Source organism: Saccharopolyspora ipomoeae (genome assembly GCF_029952525.1).
Classification (GTDB): domain Bacteria; phylum Actinomycetota; class Actinomycetes; order Mycobacteriales; family Pseudonocardiaceae; genus Saccharopolyspora; species Saccharopolyspora ipomoeae.
In genome coordinates this window covers 70890-86849 of sequence record NZ_JASAOF010000020.1, presented here as the reverse complement: position 1 = coordinate 86849, position 15960 = coordinate 70890, and the positions used below count along the sequence as shown (strand labels likewise).

Sequence of the window (15960 nt, the reverse complement as noted above, 5' to 3'; positions counted from 1 at the left end):
GGCATCAACGGCACAGATCACATCATGCCGATCGCGTTGTGAGCGCGAACCCACTTGGCGAATTCTCGCCAATGCGTTGCGCGCGAGACGAATCGCGCTCCCGCTCAGGTCAGAGCGGGTACGGGAGCCTCGACCGAGGCCAGGTCGTAGCGGTGCAGCACCAGATCGGCGACACCCGCGTCGTCGGCCATCGGCGCGGCGAGCAGCGGCGCGCCGGCGTGCGCCGAGGCGAGCTCGACGATGCGGTCCGGCAGCAGACCCGGCGCCAGGAACCAGGAACCGACGGCGAACCGGCGCGCACCCCGGGCGCGCAGCAGCTCGATCGCCGCCGGAACGTCCGGTGCTGCGGCGGCCGCGAACGTCGCCACCGTGCCCGCCCACGCGGTGCGGGACTGCCAGCGGGCGGCCACGTCGGCCACCAGCCGGTTGGCCGGGGCGTGCGAGGAACCGGCCCCCGCCAGCAGCACGCCCAGCTCCGGGTCGTCCGGATCGGCGCCGGTGGCCAGCAGGCGCCGCCACGCGGCGGCGTCCAGGCGCGGGTCCGGGCCGAGCACGTCACCGATGCGCACCCGCAGGTCCGGGTGGCGCTGCTGCGCCTCGGCCACGGCCGCGGGCACGTCGACGCGCGCGTGGAAGGCGTGGCCGAGCAGCAGCGGCACGACCACGGCCTCCCGGTGCCCGTCGGCGCGCACGGCGTCGAGGACGTCGCCCAGCAGCGGCTGGGAGAGGTCCAGGAACGCCGCGCGCACGTCCAGCTCCGGCCGCAGCGCGCGCACCACGCCCAGCAGCCGGTGGACCGTCTCGGCGGAGCGAGGGTCCCGGCTGCCGTGCGCGACGGCGACCAGCGGCGCGGAGGTCATCGCGACGCTTCGGCGAACGGAGCCAGCGGAACGCCGATCAGACCGGCGGCCAGCGTGGTGCCGTCGGCGGGGTCGATCACCAGGAACGACCCGTTGCGGCGGCTGGCGGAGTAGTCGTCGACCGGCAGCTGCTCCGCGGTGCGCAGCTGCACCCGGCCGATCTCGTTGAGCTGCAGCGAATCCGGCGCGGCCACGCTGGTCAGCTGCTGCTCGTCGAAGCGCGCCGACAGCTCGGTCACCATCGCCTGCACCGTGCGCGCACCGTGCTTGACCAGCACCTTCTGGCCCGGGTTCAGGGCCTTCTCGGCCAGCCAGCAGACCGTGGCGTCGAGCTCGTCGGTCAGAGCCGGCGCGGTGTCGGCCGCGGCGATGAGGTCACCGCGCGAGATGTCGACGTCGTCGTCCAGCAGCAGCGTCACCGAGTGACCGGCCGCGGCTTCCGCGCGCTCGCCGTCGGCGGTGTCCACCTTGGACACCTTGGTGCGCACCCCGGCGGGCAGCACGACGACGTCGTCACCGGCCCGCACCACACCGGCGGCGACCTGACCGGCGTAGCCGCGGTAGTCGGGGTGCTCGGCGGTGCGCGGGCGGATCACGTACTGCACCGGCATCCGGAACGGCGCGTCGTGCGGGTCCGGCGCGACCGGCACGCTCTCCAGGTGCTCCAGCAGCGACGGGCCGGAGTACCACGGCGTGTTCTCCGAGCGCTCCATCACGTTGTCGCCCAGCAGCGCCGACACCGGGATGGTCACCACGGCGTCGTCGGCGTAGCCCAGCGCCTCGGCGTGCGCGGCGAACTCCGCGGCGATGCGGGTGAAGGTCGCCTCGTCGAAGTCCACCATGTCGATCTTGTTGACCGCGAGCACCAGCTGCGGCACGCCCAGCAGCGCCAGCACCGCCGCGTGCCGCCGGGTCTGCTCGACGACGCCGTTGCGGGCGTCGACCAGCAGCACCGCCAGCTGCGCGGTGGAGGCGCCGGTCACGGTGTTGCGGGTGTACTGCACGTGGCCGGGGGTGTCGGCCAGCACGAAGGTGCGCTTCGGCGTGGCGAAGTAGCGGTAGGCCACGTCGATGGTGATGCCCTGCTCGCGCTCCGCGCGCAGGCCGTCGACCAGCAGCGACAGGTCCGGCGTGGCCAGGCCGCGGTCCGCGCTGGCGCGGTGCACCGCGTCCAGCTGGTCGGCCAGCACCGACTTGGTGTCGTGCAGCAGCCGACCCACCAGCGTGGACTTGCCGTCGTCGACGGAGCCCGCGGTGGCCAGGCGCAGCAGGTCGGTGTGCACCGGCAGCGTCACCTCGGTGCCGCTGTCCGGAGCGGTGCGGGTCGTGGTCTCGGTCATCTGGAAACCCACTCCTGGTGGTAAAGGCTTGGTCGTCGGGAAAGTTTCAGCGGGTCGCGAGGGTCGGGCGTCAGCCAAGCGGCGTGAGCCGCTTTCTCTTCCACCACCTGAGCAAATCGCACCGCCGGGGGTTCTGAGCGGCTTCGTGGTGAGGACGCCGCGACGCCGTGTATTGGCATACATAAGGAGTGGCGCCCGGAGCCACGGAGCCGCTCAGGTTCCCCTACTGGCACCGCTAAGCAAGTCAAGTGCGACCCAATTTGTCAGAAGTAGCCTTCGCGCTTGCGGTCTTCCATGGCCGCTTCGCTGATACGGTCGTCGGCTCGGGTGGCGCCGCGCTCGGTGAGGCGGCTGGCGGCGACCTCGGCGATGACGTCGTCGACCGTGTAGGCCTCGGACTCGACCGCGCCGGTGCAGGAACCGTCGCCGACCGTGCGGTAGCGCACCGTCTTGGACTCCGGGTTCTCGCCCTCGCGCGGACCGCCCCAGGGGCCGGAGGTCAGCCACATGCCGTCGCGCTGGTAGACCTCGCGGCGGTGCGCGAAGTAGATCTCCGGCAGCTCGATCTTCTCCCGCTGGATGTAGCGCCAGATGTCCAGCTCGGTCCAGTTCGACAGAGGGAACACGCGCACGTGCTCACCCGGGCGGTGCCGTCCGTTGTAGAGGTTCCACAGCTCCGGGCGCTGCCGGCGCGGGTCCCACTGCCCGAAGGCGTTGCGCAGGCTGAAGATGCGCTCCTTGGCGCGGGCGCGCTCCTCGTCCCGGCGACCGCCGCCGAAGACGGCGTCGAACTTGTTGTCGCTGATGGAGTCCAGCAGCGGCTGGGTCTGCAGCGGGTTGCGGGTGCCGTCGGCGCGCTCGGCCAGCCGCCCGTCGTCCAGGTAGTCCTGCACCTTGGCCACCACCAGGCGCAGCTGGTGCTTCTCGACGATGTCGTCGCGGAAGTCCAGCACCTCCGGGAAGTTGTGGCCGGTGTCGACGTGCAGCAGCGAGAACGGCACCGGGGCGGGCCAGAACGCCTTGATCGCCAGGTGCACCAGCACCGTGGAGTCCTTGCCGCCGGAGAACAGGATGACCGGGCGGTCGAACTCCCCGGCCACCTCGCGGAAGATGTGGATCGCCTCGGACTCCAGCGCGGCCAGGTTGTCCACCTGCGGCGGCGCGGACACCTCGGTGTCTGCTGTGGTCATTTCCCCTCCGTCGTCTCCCCGGACACCCGAACCCGGGTCAGAAAGTCGTTCTCGTGCGGCTGAGAGCTCAGCCGTGCAAACCGCATTCGGTCTTGGAGCTGCCCGCCCAGCGCCCGCTGCGCGGGTCCGCTCCGGGCAGCGGCTTGGCGGTGCAGGGCTGGCACCCGATGGACGGGTACCCCGCCGGAACCAGCGGGTTGACCAGCACGCCGTTGTCGTCGATGTAGCGCTGCATCTCCTCGTCGGACCACGCCGCCAGCGGGTTGACCTTCACCAGCCCGTTGCGGTCGTCCCAGGTCAGCACCGGGGTGTTGGCACGCGTCGGGGCCTCCACCCGGCGCACGCCCGTCACCCAGGCCTCGTAGCGGGACAGCGTGTTGCGCAGCGGCACGACCTTGCGCAGGAAGCAGCAGCGCTGCGCGTCGCGCTCGTGCAGGCGCGGACCCTCGGTCGCGTCCTGCTCGGCCACGGTCTGCTCCGGCAGCGCGTTGACCATCTTCACGTCGTAGACCTGCTCGACCGCGTCGCGCGTGCCGATGGTCTCGGCGAAGTGGTAGCCGGTCTCCAGGAACAGGATCTCCACGCCGGGCATGGCCTTGGCGGCCAGGTCGACCAGCACCGCGTCCTGCATGTTGGAGGCCACGATCAACCGGCCGTCGCCGAAGTTCTCGGCGGCCCAGCGCAGGGACTCCTCGGCCGTGGCCTCGGCCAGTTCCGGCGCGGCCTTCTCGACCAGGGCCTTGAGCTCCTCGTCGCTGCGCCGCGACCCGATCTTCGTGGTGGTGGTTTCGGCGGTCATCAGTCTCCGTTCCCTCCCAGCGCCAGCCCGACCATCCGGACGGTGAACACCCGTCGGCAAGCCTGGCACTTCCAGGCCCCGGAGGGTTCTTCCTCCGGGGTGAGGTCCTCGTCACCGCAGTACGGGCAGTACTGCGGCACCGCCCGCTCGCTCACTTGAGGTCGTCTTCCTCGGCCCGGGCCACCCACTGCGCGAACCGCTCGCCGTCCTCGCGCTGGTCCAGGTAGTTGCGGACGAGCCGCTCCACGTAGGGGCCGACCTCGGCGGAGGTGACCTTGTGGCCGCGGATCTTGCGCCCGAACCCGGCGTCGACGGTCAGCCCGCCGCCCAGGTGCACCTGGAATCCCTCGACCTGGTTGCCGTCACCGTCCGGGACCATCTGGCCCTTCAGGCCGATGTCGGCGACCTGGGTGCGGGCGCAGGCGTTCGGGCAGCCGTTGAGGTTGATCGACACCGGGTCGGTGACCCCGGCCTGGACGTCGTCGAGCCGCTTCTCCAGCTCGGCGACCAGGTCGATCGCGCGCTGCTTGGTCTCGACGATCGCGAGCTTGCAGAACTCGATGCCGGTGCAGGCCATCACGCCGCGCCGCCACGGCGACGGGTCGGCGTGCAGGCCCAGCTCCGCCAGGTCCGCGATGAGACCGTCCACATCGGACTTCGCGACGTCGAGCACCAGCAGGTTCTGCTCGACGGTGGTGCGCACCCGCTTCGAGCCGACCCGCTCGGCGGCCTTGGCGACCTCCATCAGCGTCGAACCGCTGACCCGACCCGCCGCGGACTTCACGCCCACGTAGTAGTTGCCGTCGACCTGCTCGTGCACGCCCAGGTGGTCGCGGTGACCCGAGGGGGCCTCCGGCGCCGGGCCGTCGACGAGCTTGCGGCCGAGGTACTCGTCCTCCAGCACCTGGCGGAACTTCTCGGCACCCCAGTCGGCGATGAGGAACTTGATGCGCGCGCGGTGCCGCAGCCGGCGGTAGCCGTAGTCGCGGAAGATCTGCACGACCCCGTGCCAGACCTCGGCGACGTCCTCCTGCGGAACCCAGGCGCCCAGCCGCACCGCCAGCTTCGGGTTGGTCGACAGCCCGCCGCCGACCCACAGGTCGTAGCCCGGTCCGTGCTCGGGGTGCACCACGCCGACCAACGAGATGTCGTTGATCTCCGGAACGGTGTCCCAGCGCGGCGAACCCGAGATGGCGCTCTTGAACTTGCGCGGCAGGTTCGACAGCGACTTGTCGCCGATGAAGCGCTCGGTGATCTCGGCGATCGCCGAGGTGCCGTCGATGATCTCGTCGGCGGCGATGCCCGCCACCGGCGAACCCAGCACGACGCGCGGGCAGTCGCCGCACGCCTCGGTGGTCGACAGGCCGACGCTCTCCAGCTTCTCCCAGATCGTCGGCACGTCCTCGACCCGCACCCAGTGCAGCTGGATGTTCTGCCGGTCGGTGATGTCGGCGGTGTCGCGCGCGTAGGTCTGCGAGACCTCGCCGATCACGCGCAGCTGCTCGGTGGTCAGCGCACCGCCGTCGATGCGCACCCGCATCATGAAGTAGCGGTCGTCGAGCTCCTCGGGCTCGATCGTGCCGGTGCGAGCGCCCGGGATGCCCGGCGCGCGCTGCGTGTACAGACCCCACCAGCGGAAGCGACCGCGCAGGTCACCGGGATCGATCGAGTCGAATCCGCCGCGGGCGTAGATGTTCTCGATCCGCTGGCGCACGTTGAGCGGGTTGTCGTCCTTCTTGGAGCGCTCGTTGGCGTTGAGCGGTTCGCGGTAGCCGAGCGCCCACTGGCCCTCGCCGCGACCCTTGCGCTTGCGGGCTGGACGTGCAGGCGATTCCGTCGGGGGAGCCATGTCCGCGACCTCCGGGACTTTCAGGCGCGAAACCCCCGCGTGGCAGCACCGTCGGCGTGACGGCTCTCACTCCTCGGAGGCCCGGCGCCGACTGAACAAGACAAAAAGACGGCGGGGGATCAGGACGTGCCGAGGCACAGCGCGCTGGCCACCCGCCGCAGGTCAACGTACCGGCGGGCGACCAGGAGAAGCTTCAGCACAGTCGCACCCACGTCGCGCAGCCTGCCACGCGAGAACCGGCGGATCCAACCCGATCCGCATGGTGAGACAGTGGAGGTGTGCCTGCTCAACCCCCTACCGGAGAGCCCGCTCCGGCCGACGGGAGCCTGCCCGGAACGGCCTTGACCGGGCTGGGTTCGCGCCCCTTCGGCGTCTACGTCCACGTGCCCTTCTGCGCCACCCGCTGCGGGTACTGCGACTTCAACACCTACACCGCCGATGAGCTGGGCTCTTCGGCGAGCTTCGGCAGCTGGCTGGACGGTCTGCGGGCCGAGCTGGAACTGGGCGCGAAGGTCCTCTCGGCGGGTCCCGCACCGGCCGCCGACACGGTCTTCGTCGGCGGCGGAACGCCGTCCCTGCTCGGGGCCGAGCGGCTGGGGGCGGTGGTCGATGCGATTCGCGACACATTCGGCCTGGCAGCGGGCGCCGAGGTCACCACCGAGTCCAACCCGGAGTCCACCTCCCCGGAGTTCTTCGAACGGATTCGAAACTCCGGTTTCACCCGCGTGTCCCTCGGCATGCAATCGGCCGCCGAGCACGTCCTGAAGGTCCTCGAACGCACCCACACGCCCGGGCGCGCCGTGGCCGCCGCCCGCGAGGCCCGCGCCGCCGGGTTCGAGCACGTCAACCTCGACCTCATCTACGGCACACCGGGGGAACGCGAGCAGGACCTCGCAGCATCCCTGGACGCCGTCCTGGAGGCGGGCGTGGATCACGTCTCCGCGTACTCGCTGATCGTCGAGGACGGCACCGCGATGGCCCGCAAGGTCCGCCGCGGCGAACTGCCGATGCCCGACGAGGACGTCCTCGCCGACCGCTACGAGCTCATCGACGCGAAGCTCGCCGCGGCCGGGCTGCACTGGTACGAGGTCTCCAACTGGGCGACCGACGCCGACGCCGAGTGCCGCCACAACCTCGGCTACTGGCAGGGCGGCGACTGGTGGGGCGCCGGTCCCGGCGCGCACAGCCACGTCGGCGGAGTCCGCTGGTGGAACGTCAAGCACCCCGCCCGCTACTCGGCGGCCCTCGCCGAGGGGAACTCCCCGGCCCAGGCCCGCGAGCTGCTCACCGCCGAGGACCAGCGCATCGAGCGCGTCATGCTCGAACTCCGCGTCCGCAGCGGCCTGTCCGTCGACGCGCTCGACGACGACGGCCGCCGCGCCGCCGAGCGGGCCGCCACCGACGGCCTGCTGCACCCCGCCGCCCTCGACGCGGGCCGCTGCGTCCTCACCGACCGGGGCCGCCTCCTCGCCGACGCCGTCGTCGCCGACCTCCTGGGCTGAGAGCTGCGGCTCTCGGATCTGGAGGACGAACACCGTAAACTCGAAGGGGGTGCCCGGGGCGCCAAGCTCCGGGTGCGCGGATTCGCGTGGGCCCGTCCGCTCGCGAAATCCGCTGGGCAGGCTGTTGAGGAGGTGGCGCGGGTTGAACGCCGATGAACGCCGTTTCGAGGTCCTGCGGGCGATCGTGGCCGACTTCGTGTCGTCCAAGGAGCCGGTCGGGTCCAAGGCGTTGGTCGACCGCCACAACCTCGGTGTGTCCAGCGCCACGGTCCGCAACGACATGGCCGCGCTGGAGGAGGAGGGCTTCATCGTCCAGCCGCACACCAGCGCCGGGCGCATCCCCACCGACAAGGGCTACCGGTTGTTCGTCGACCGGTTGCACGAGGTCAAGCCGCTGACCGGTCCCGAACGCCGGGCCATCCGCAACTTCCTGGACGGCGCGCTGGACCTCGACGACGTGATGCGCCGCAGCGTGCGGCTGCTCGCGCAGCTCACCCAGCAGGTCGCGGTCGTGCAGTACCCCACCCTGACCCGGTCCACCGTCCGGCACGTCGAGGTGGTCACCATCACCCCGGCGCGGCTGATGCTGGTGCTCATCACCAACACCGGCCGCGTCGACCAGCGCATGGTCGACCTCGGCGACGTGATCACCGACGACGACGTGGCCCGGCTGCGCACCGTGCTCAACTCGGCGATGGCCGAGAAGCGGCTCGCCGACGCGTCGGCCGCGGTGGCCGAACTGCCCGACCAGGCCCCGCCCGAACTGCGCGACGCGCTGATCCGGGTGTGCAGCGTGCTCATCGAGTCGCTCGTGGAGCACCCGGAGGAGCGGATGGTGCTGGGCGGCACGCCCAACCTCACCCGCAACGTCGCCGACTTCCCGAACTCGTTGCGCCAGGTCCTCGAAGCACTGGAGGAGCAGGTGGTGGTGCTCAAGCTGCTCGCCGCCGCCCGCGACTCGAGTACCGTGCGCGTCAGCATCGGGGCCGAGAACGAGGCCCTGGAGATGCAGACGACTTCGGTGATCTCCACCGGATACGGTTCGGACGGCATGGTCTTGGGCGGCCTGGGCGTCGTGGGCCCGACCCGCATGGACTACCCCGGAACGATGGCGGCGGTCCGCGCCGTGGCCGCGTACGTGGGTGACATCCTGGACGGCCGGTGAGGTGGCACCGGCCTTGAACGGCGTTCACTCGACTTGAATCCAGCAGAGGAAGTACGGAGAAGGTGGCCAGGGACTACTACGCGACCCTCGGGGTTCCCCAGGACGCGACACCCGAGCAGATCAAGCGGGCGTACCGCAAGCTCGCCCGGGAGCTGCACCCCGACGTCAACCCGGACGATGCGGCGCAGGAGCGCTTCGCGGAGGTGACCACCGCCTACGAGGTGCTCTCCGACCCGAAGAAGCGCCAGGTCGTCGACCTCGGCGGGGACCCGATGGGCAACGGCGGAGGCGCCGGGGGAGGCATGGGCGGCGATCCGTTCGCCGGCTTCGGCGGCCTCGGCGACATCATGGACGCCTTCTTCGGCGGCGGGGGCGGAGGCGGCGGAGGCCGCGGCCCGCGCAGCCGCGTCCAGCCCGGTTCCGACGCGCTGCTGCGCCTGGAGCTCACGCTGGAGGAGTGCGCCAGCGGCGTGAACCGCGACATCACCGTGGACACGGCGGTGCTCTGCGACGTCTGCGACGGCGGCGGCTCGAAGGCCGGCAGCGCGCCCTCGACCTGCGACACCTGCGGTGGTCGCGGCGAGGTGCAGTCGGTGCAGCGGTCCTTCCTGGGCCAGGTCATGACCTCCCGCCCCTGCCCGGTCTGCCGCGGCTTCGGCGAGGTCATCACCGACCCGTGCCAGCAGTGCTCCGGCGACGGCCGGGTCCGCGCGCGGCGCACCATCACCGTCAAGATCCCGGCCGGTGTCGGCGACGGCATGCGCGTCCGGCTCGCCGGTGAGGGCGAGGTCGGTCCCGGCGGCGGACCGGCCGGCGACCTGTTCGTCGAGGTCGAGGAGCAGCCGCACGAGCGGTTCACCCGCGACGGCGCCGACCTGCACTGCAACGTCGAACTGCCGATGACCGCGGCCGCGCTGGGCACCGTGCTGCTGCTGGAGACGCTGGACGGCTCCCACGAGGAGGTCACCGTCGAGCCCGGCACGCAGCCCGGCACCGAGCACGTGATCACCGGTCGCGGCCTGCCCAAGCTGCGCTCCAACGGCAAGGTCAGCGGGCACGGCGACCTGCACATCCACCTCGACGTCGTGGTGCCGACCAACCTCGACGACACCCAGGCGGAGATGCTGCGCGACCTGGCCAAGCTGCGCGGCGAGGAGCAGCCCGAGCCGACCGTGACCGCCAACGGCAACGGCAGGCAGGGCCTGTTCTCCCGGTTCCGCTCCTTCGGGCACCGCTGATCCCGTGTCGCTGCCGGTCTTCGCCGTGGAACGGCTGCCCGCCGTCGGCCCGGCCACCCTGGACGGCCCGGAGGGCAAGCACGCGGCCACCGTGCGCCGCCTGCGCGTCGGCGAGGAGCTGCTGCTCTCCGACGCGCAGGGCGGCATGGCGCGCTGCGTCGTGGAGTCCGCCGAGCGCGACTCGCTGGGCCTGACGGTGTCGCAGACGTGGCACGAGCCGCTGCCCGACCTGCGGGTGCGCGTGGTTCAGGCGCTGGTAAAGGGGGATCGCGGGGAGCTCGCGGTCGAGCTGGCCACCGAGGCGGGCGTCGACGGGGTCGTGCCGTGGCGCGCGGCGCGCTGCGTGGCCAAGTGGGACGACGGCCCGCGCGGCGCGAAGGCCCTGGCCCGCTGGCGCAGCACCGCCGCCGCGGCCGCCAAGCAGGCCCGGCGCGCCTGGACCCCGGAGGTCGCCGAGCCGGTCGGCACCAAGCAGCTGGCCCGGCTCGTCGCCGAGGCCGACGCGGTGCTGGTCCTGCACGAGTCGGCGACCCGCCAGCTCACCGACGTCGAGCTGCCGGAATCCGGCGAGCTGCTGCTGGTGGTGGGCCCGGAGGGCGGCATCACCGACGACGAGCTCGCCGCGCTGAGCGAGGCGGGAGCCCAGGTCACCCGCCTGGGGCACACGGTGCTCCGCGCGTCCACGGCCGGTGCGGTCGCGCTCGGCGCGCTGGGAGCGCTGACGACCCGCTGGGCCTGACGCTCGGCACATCAAGATCAAAAACCCGGTGTGTTGCGTAGCGCGATCGGTTGATGCGGGGTTACGCTCGGTGGCGACACTCGCCGGACTCCTCCCCCCTTGGTCCGGCGAGCGCTGCGCCGCAAGTGGAGCCCCTCCCCCCAGCCCCGGTTGCGGCGCAGCACCCTCAACCCCTCGTTCCCAGGGCCTGCGAAGTTTTCATGAAAACTTCCCCACCCACCCACCACAACGGAAGTGACCAGGGGTTTCGAGTCGCACCGGAGAGGTCGTCTCTCGTAGGTGGGGGGAAGTTTTCATGAAAACTGCGCAGACCCCCGCCGAGGTCGCCTGGACGTCGACGTTGCGTTGGGTGGGGGAAGTTCTCATGAAAACTTCCCCCGGGGACTCGAACATCCACTTCGGATAACCTGCGGGCATGAGCGAGGAGACGGAGCTGTTCCTGCGCATCATCGCGCGGGAGATCCCGGCCGACGTCGTGCGGGAGAACGAGCGGGTCATCGCGATCCGCGACATCAACCCGCAGGCGCCGACGCACGTGCTGGTCATCCCCAAGAAGCGGTACCGCAACGCCGCCGAGCTCGCGGCCGCCGACCCGGCGCTGCTGAGCGAGCTGATCAGCACCGCCCACGAGATCGCCGAGGCCGAGGGAATCGACGAGTCCGGTTATCGGTTGTTGTTCAACACCAACGCCGACGCGGGCCAGACCGTCTTCCACGTCCACCTGCACCTGCTCGGCGGGGAATGGCTCGGCGGCATGACCGGCGGTCCGCTCAAGGGCTGACCGGGACGTTCCGGGGGAGCAGGTCGGCAACTCGGTTGCTCCCTTGGACTACCATCGGTGCCAGGGAGAACTGACCGAACGACCCGCGCGCTACGCGCAGAAGGTGGGCCCGAACTACGTGGCCGGTTTCGCAGCGGGTGGCGCCGCCGCCCAGTCCGGTGAGCAGTCGCAACCCGCAACCGCTCAGTCCAAGGTGAACGTCCCCGACGACGTCGTGCTGACGCTGGTGGGGAGTCGGGACGAGAATCTGCGGGTGATCGAGGACCTGCTCGCCGCCGACGTCCATGTCCGGGGCAACGAGGTGACGCTCTCCGGGGATCCTGCGGAGGTCGCGTTCGCCGAGCGGGTGTTCGCCGAGCTCATCAGCCTCATCGGCAAGGGCGGTCAGCTCAAGCCCGACGTCGTCCGCCGCAGCGTGGGGATGCTCGCCGCCGACGACCAGGAGTCGCCGGCCGACGTGCTCAGCCTCGACATCGTGTCGCGGCGCGGGCGCACCATCCGTCCCAAGACGCTCAACCAGAAGCGCTACGTCGACGCCATCGACCACCACACCGTGGTGTTCGGCATCGGCCCGGCGGGCACCGGCAAGACCTACCTGGCGATGGCCAAGGCCGTGCAGGCGCTGCAGGCCAAGCAGGTCAACCGGATCATCCTGACCCGCCCGGCCGTCGAGGCCGGGGAGCGCCTGGGCTTCCTGCCCGGCACCCTCCACGAGAAGATCGACCCGTACCTGCGGCCGCTCTACGACGCGCTGCACGACATGGTCGACCCGGAGTCGGTGCCCCGCCTGACCCAGGCCGGCACGATCGAGATCGCGCCCCTGGCCTACATGCGCGGCCGGACCCTGAACGATTCCTTCATCATCCTCGACGAGGCGCAGAACACCACGCCCGAGCAGATGAAGATGTTCCTGACCCGGTTGGGCTTCGGGTCGAAGATCGTGGTCACCGGTGACGTCACGCAGATCGACCTGCCGGGCGGCCAGCGCAGCGGCCTGAAGATGGTGCAGGAGATCCTCGGGGACGTCGAGGACGTGCACTTCTCCCAGCTCGACAGCCACGACGTGGTGCGGCACCGCTTGGTCACCGACATCGTCAACGCGTACGACCGCTGGCACGCGCTCCACGACGACGACCAGCACGACGGACGACGCAACGGCCAGCGACGAGGACGAGCATGACCATCGAGATCGCCAACGAATCCGGCGTCGCGGTGCCCGAGGAGACGATCGTCTCGGTGGCCCGCTTCGCCCTCGACAAGATGAGCGTCAGCCAGCTCGCCGAGCTGTCCATCGTGCTGGTGGACCTCGACGTGATGGCCGACCTGCACGAGCGGTGGATGGACCTGCCCGGTCCCACCGACGTGATGTCGTTCCCGATGGACGAGTACGACTCGGCGCGCCGCCCCGACTCCGCCGGATCGGGTCCGGCGCTGCTCGGCGACATCGTGCTGTGCCCGGCGTTCGCCCGGGACCAGGCGAAGAAGGCCGGTCACAGCACGCTCGACGAGCTGCACCTGCTGACGGTGCACGGCGTCCTGCACCTGCTCGGCTACGACCACGCCGAGCCGGAGGAGGAGCGCGAGATGTTCGGCCTGCAGAACCGCATCCTGGCCCAGTACCGCGAGGCGCGGGACGAGGACGAGCGGGCGAAGACGCAGCGCAGCATGGACGACAAGGTCCTGGGCGCGGTCGGACTGGACGAGGAGCCGGGCTCCGGCCCGGCCCCGGCGAACTAGGGGAGTGGCGTTGGCCGGTTCCACCGCGTTCCTGGTGCTCGCGGTGCTGCTGGTGCTGGCGGCCGGGGTGTTCGCCGCCTCCGAGGCGGCCATCACGGTGGCCTCGCAGGCGCGCGCCGAAGACCTGGCCCGGCAGGGCCGCACCGGCGCCAAGCAGCTCATCGCGCTCCTCGGCGACCGGCCGAGGCACGTCAACCTGCTGCTCCTGCTCCGGCTCGCGTGCGAGATGGGCGCGACCGTGCTGGTCACGGTGGTCGCGCTGCGCATGGCCGAGTCCGAGACCTGGGCGCTGGTCATCGCCGTGCTGATCATGCTGGTGGCCTCGTACGTGCTGGTCGGCGTCGGTCCGCGCACGCTCGGCAGGCAGCACCCGTACGGCATCGGGCTGAAGATCGCCGCGCCGGTGCGGGTGCTGGCCCGGGTGCTCAACCCGCTGACCCGGCTGCTGATCCTGATCGGCAACATGATCACGCCCGGCAAGGGCTTCCGCGAGGGTCCGTTCTCCACCGAGGTCGAGCTGCGCGAGCTGGTCGACCTGGCCGGGGAGCGCGGCGTGGTGGCCGCGGGCGAGCGGGAGATGATCCACTCGGTCTTCGAGCTCGGCGACACCCTCGCGCGCGAGGTGATGGTGCCGCGCACCGAGATCATCTGGATCGAGCAGACCAAGTCCGCTCGGCAGGCGCTCGCGCTGTGCCTGCGGTCGGGCTTCTCCCGGATCCCGGTGATCGGCGACAGCGTCGACGACATCGTCGGCCTGGTCACGCTCAAGGACCTCACCCGGCTGGTGCTGGAGACCACCGACGCCGCCGGGCCCGCCGTGGCGGACCTGATGCGCCCGGCGAGCTTCGTGCCGGACACCAAGCGCCTCGACGAGCTGCTGCGCGAGATGCAGATCTCGCGGGCGCACCTGGCCATCGCCGTCGACGAGTACGGCGGGACGGCCGGGCTGCTGACCATCGAGGACATCGTGGAGGAGATCGTCGGGGAGATCACCGACGAGTCCGACCGCGAGGAGCACCGCCCGGTCGAGCGCCTGGAGGACGGGATGGTCCGGGTCAGCTCGCGGCTGCCGGTCGAGGACCTGGGCGAGCTGTTCGACGTCGAGCTCGACGACTCCGACGTGGAGACCGTGGGCGGCCTGCTGGCGCAGCGGCTGGGCCGGGTCCCGCTGCCGGGCGCCGAGACCGAGATCGCCGGGCTGCGGCTGCGCGCCGAGGGCGGCAAGGACCACCGGGGACGGATCCGCATCAACGCGCTGCTGGTCCGCCCGGTGAACAACGATCAAGCGCCGCTGCGCGGTGCCGAGCAGGAGGGAAGCAACAGCCGTGGCTGAGCACGTCGAGAAGGCGGCACCGCAGGAGCTCGACCCGGAGGACGCCAAGATCGTCACGCTCGCGCGCTCCTCCCGCGCCCGCAACGGCGCCGCCGAGGGAGCCGCGGTCCGCGACACCGACGGCCGCACATACGCGGCCACCACGGTCGCCCTGCCGTCCCTGCAGATCACCGCCCTGCAGGCCGCGGTCGCCGCCGCGGTCTCCAGCGGCGCCGAAGGCCTGGAGGCCGCCGCCGTCGTCACCGACGCGGAAGCCCTGGATCACGCCTCGATCGCCGCAGCCCACGACCTCACCAAGAACACCCCGGTCATCCGCGCCAACGCCCGGGGCGAAGCCCAGGGCCTCATCGCCGACTGACCCGACCAGCTCCTGCCGGGTTCCCGATTTCAACGGAAGTCGGGGACCTGATTTCCATTGAAATCGGGAACCCGGCTCCGGGACGGGGTGGTGGGTGGTGAGCAGCGGGAGACCGGGAGCCGTCACAATGGGGCGGTGACCTCCGAAGATGCCCACCGTTCCGGATTCGCCTGCTTCGTGGGCCGGCCCAACGCCGGCAAGTCGACGCTGACGAATCGCCTGGTCGGAACGAAGGTGGCGATCACCTCCAGCAAGCCCCAGACGACCCGTCACGCGATCCGCGGCATCGTGCACCGCCCGGACGCCCAGCTCATCATCGTCGACACCCCCGGTCTGCACCGCCCGCGCACGCTGCTCGGCCGCAGGCTGAACGACCTGGTCTACGAGACCTGGTCCGAGGTGGACGTCGTCGGTTTCTGCGTGCCCGCCGACGAGAAGGTCGGCCCCGGCGACCGGTTCATCGCCGAGCAGCTCAAGAAGGTCGCCCGCCGCACCCCGGTGGTCGGCGTCGTCACCAAGACCGACCTGGTGCCCAAGCAGCAGGTCGCCGAGCAGCTGCTGGCGCTGCAGGAGGTGATGGACTTCGCCGAGCTCATCCCGGTCTCGGCCAAGGACTCCTTCCAGGTCGACGAGCTCTCCGACGTGCTGGTCTCGCAGCTGCCCGAGGGCCCGCAGCTCTACCCGGACGGCGAGCTGACCGACGAGCCGGAGTCGACGCTGATCGCCGAGCTGATCCGCGAGGCGGCGCTGGAGGGCGTGCGCGACGAGCTGCCGCACTCGCTGGCGGTCACCGTCGAGGAGATGGTCCCGCGCGAGGGCCGCGACGACCTCATCGACGTGCACGCGCTGATCTACGTCGAGCGCTCCAGCCAGAAGGCCATCGTGATCGGCCGGGGCGGGGAACGCCTGCGCACGGTGGGTTCGCAGGCGCGCAGGCAGATCCAGGCGCTGCTGGGCAGCAAGATCTACCTGGACCTGCACGTCAAGATCGCCAAGGACTGGCAGCGGGATCCCAAGCAGCTGCGCAAGCTGGGGTTCTGATCACGTTTTGCTCGCGGGTTTCGCGGAA

At 71.1% G+C, this 15960-nt stretch carries 17 protein-coding genes; 10 read left to right on the top strand and 7 right to left on the bottom strand.

Annotated elements, in window-relative coordinates; all coding sequences use genetic code 11:
* Positions 1-104: 104 nt before the first annotated feature.
* From QFW96_RS24155 to QFW96_RS30180, 7 genes are all read right to left on the bottom strand, one after another.
* Positions 105-860, bottom strand: coding sequence for a sirohydrochlorin chelatase (locus QFW96_RS24155; protein WP_281458007.1), 756 nt, complete (start codon positions 858-860; stop codon positions 105-107).
* Positions 857-2200, bottom strand: a complete 1344-nt coding sequence (locus QFW96_RS24150; RefSeq protein ID WP_281458006.1) for a sulfate adenylyltransferase subunit 1 — start codon at positions 2198-2200, stop codon at positions 857-859. The genes QFW96_RS24155 and QFW96_RS24150 overlap by 4 nt, the downstream gene beginning before the upstream one ends.
* 263 nt (positions 2201-2463) lie before the next feature.
* Positions 2464-3390, bottom strand: a complete 927-nt coding sequence (gene cysD / locus QFW96_RS24145; protein ID WP_281458005.1) for a sulfate adenylyltransferase subunit CysD — start codon at positions 3388-3390, stop codon at positions 2464-2466.
* Between the two features lie 67 nt (positions 3391-3457).
* The gene (locus QFW96_RS24140) at positions 3458-4189 is read right to left on the bottom strand and encodes a phosphoadenylyl-sulfate reductase (protein ID WP_281458004.1); all 732 of its coding nucleotides are present in this window, start codon (positions 4187-4189) and stop codon (positions 3458-3460) included.
* Positions 4189-4344, bottom strand: a complete 156-nt coding sequence (locus QFW96_RS24135; protein ID WP_281458003.1) for an Insertion element protein — start codon at positions 4342-4344, stop codon at positions 4189-4191. Before QFW96_RS24135 ends, QFW96_RS24140 begins: the two co-directional genes overlap by 1 nt.
* On the bottom strand, positions 4341-6038 hold the full coding sequence (locus tag QFW96_RS24130) for a nitrite/sulfite reductase (protein ID WP_281458002.1): 1698 nt from the start codon (positions 6036-6038) through the stop codon (positions 4341-4343). Before QFW96_RS24130 ends, QFW96_RS24135 begins: the two co-directional genes overlap by 4 nt.
* 119 nt (positions 6039-6157) lie before the next feature.
* The gene (locus tag QFW96_RS30180) at positions 6158-6250 is read right to left on the bottom strand and encodes a putative leader peptide (protein WP_343231403.1); all 93 of its coding nucleotides are present in this window, start codon (positions 6248-6250) and stop codon (positions 6158-6160) included.
* Positions 6251-6316: 66 nt separating this feature from the next.
* On the opposite strand from QFW96_RS30180, the gene hemW reads away from it, so the two are divergent.
* The 10 genes from hemW (at position 6317) to era (ending at position 15932) form a co-directional block, all read left to right on the top strand.
* Entirely contained in the window at positions 6317-7540 is a 1224-nt protein-coding gene (gene hemW, locus QFW96_RS24125) for a radical SAM family heme chaperone HemW (RefSeq protein ID WP_281458001.1), read from the top strand.
* A 142-nt stretch (positions 7541-7682) separates the two neighbouring features.
* Positions 7683-8705, top strand: a complete 1023-nt coding sequence (gene hrcA, locus QFW96_RS24120; protein WP_281458000.1) for a heat-inducible transcriptional repressor HrcA — start codon at positions 7683-7685, stop codon at positions 8703-8705.
* Positions 8706-8767: 62 nt separating this feature from the next.
* A complete protein-coding gene (gene dnaJ / locus QFW96_RS24115) occupies positions 8768-9943 on the top strand; it encodes a molecular chaperone DnaJ (RefSeq protein WP_281457999.1) in 1176 nt (391 codons plus the stop codon).
* A gap of 4 nt (positions 9944-9947) precedes the next feature.
* Positions 9948-10682, top strand: a complete 735-nt coding sequence (locus QFW96_RS24110; RefSeq protein WP_281457998.1) for a 16S rRNA (uracil(1498)-N(3))-methyltransferase — start codon at positions 9948-9950, stop codon at positions 10680-10682.
* 415 nt (positions 10683-11097) lie between these two features.
* Positions 11098-11463, top strand: a complete 366-nt coding sequence (locus tag QFW96_RS24105; protein ID WP_281457997.1) for a histidine triad nucleotide-binding protein — start codon at positions 11098-11100, stop codon at positions 11461-11463.
* A gap of 118 nt (positions 11464-11581) precedes the next feature.
* On the top strand, positions 11582-12643 hold the full coding sequence (locus QFW96_RS24100; RefSeq protein WP_281458024.1) for a PhoH family protein: 1062 nt from the start codon (positions 11582-11584) through the stop codon (positions 12641-12643).
* Complete coding sequence (gene ybeY / locus QFW96_RS24095; RefSeq protein ID WP_281457996.1) at positions 12640-13200, top strand: rRNA maturation RNase YbeY; 561 nt, start codon at positions 12640-12642, stop codon at positions 13198-13200. The genes QFW96_RS24100 and ybeY overlap by 4 nt, the downstream gene beginning before the upstream one ends.
* 10 nt (positions 13201-13210) lie before the next feature.
* Positions 13211-14533 (top strand): hemolysin family protein, encoded by a 1323-nt coding sequence (locus QFW96_RS24090; protein ID WP_281457995.1) that lies wholly within the window; start codon positions 13211-13213, stop codon positions 14531-14533.
* Positions 14526-14891 (top strand): cytidine deaminase, encoded by a 366-nt coding sequence (locus tag QFW96_RS24085; protein ID WP_281457994.1) that lies wholly within the window; start codon positions 14526-14528, stop codon positions 14889-14891. The genes QFW96_RS24090 and QFW96_RS24085 overlap by 8 nt, the downstream gene beginning before the upstream one ends.
* A 135-nt stretch (positions 14892-15026) precedes the next feature.
* Positions 15027-15932 carry a GTPase Era gene (gene era, locus QFW96_RS24080; RefSeq protein ID WP_281457993.1) on the top strand — a complete coding sequence of 302 codons (906 nt, stop codon included), beginning with the start codon at positions 15027-15029 and terminating at the stop codon, positions 15930-15932.
* The last annotated feature ends 28 nt before the right edge of the window (positions 15933-15960 follow it).

Coding starts and splice junctions, on each gene's coding strand:
- QFW96_RS24140 (WP_281458004.1), bottom strand. CDS start 4,189: ATGACCGCCGAAACCACCACCACGAAGATCGGGTCGCGGCGCAGCGAC.
- QFW96_RS24155 (WP_281458007.1), bottom strand. CDS start 860: ATGACCTCCGCGCCGCTGGTCGCCGTCGCGCACGGCAGCCGGGACCCT.
- ybeY (WP_281457996.1), top strand. CDS start 12,640: ATGACCATCGAGATCGCCAACGAATCCGGCGTCGCGGTGCCCGAGGAG.
- QFW96_RS24130 (WP_281458002.1), bottom strand. CDS start 6,038: ATGGCTCCCCCGACGGAATCGCCTGCACGTCCAGCCCGCAAGCGCAAG.
- QFW96_RS24150 (WP_281458006.1), bottom strand. CDS start 2,200: ATGACCGAGACCACGACCCGCACCGCTCCGGACAGCGGCACCGAGGTG.
- QFW96_RS24105 (WP_281457997.1), top strand. CDS start 11,098: ATGAGCGAGGAGACGGAGCTGTTCCTGCGCATCATCGCGCGGGAGATC.
- cysD (WP_281458005.1), bottom strand. CDS start 3,390: ATGACCACAGCAGACACCGAGGTGTCCGCGCCGCCGCAGGTGGACAAC.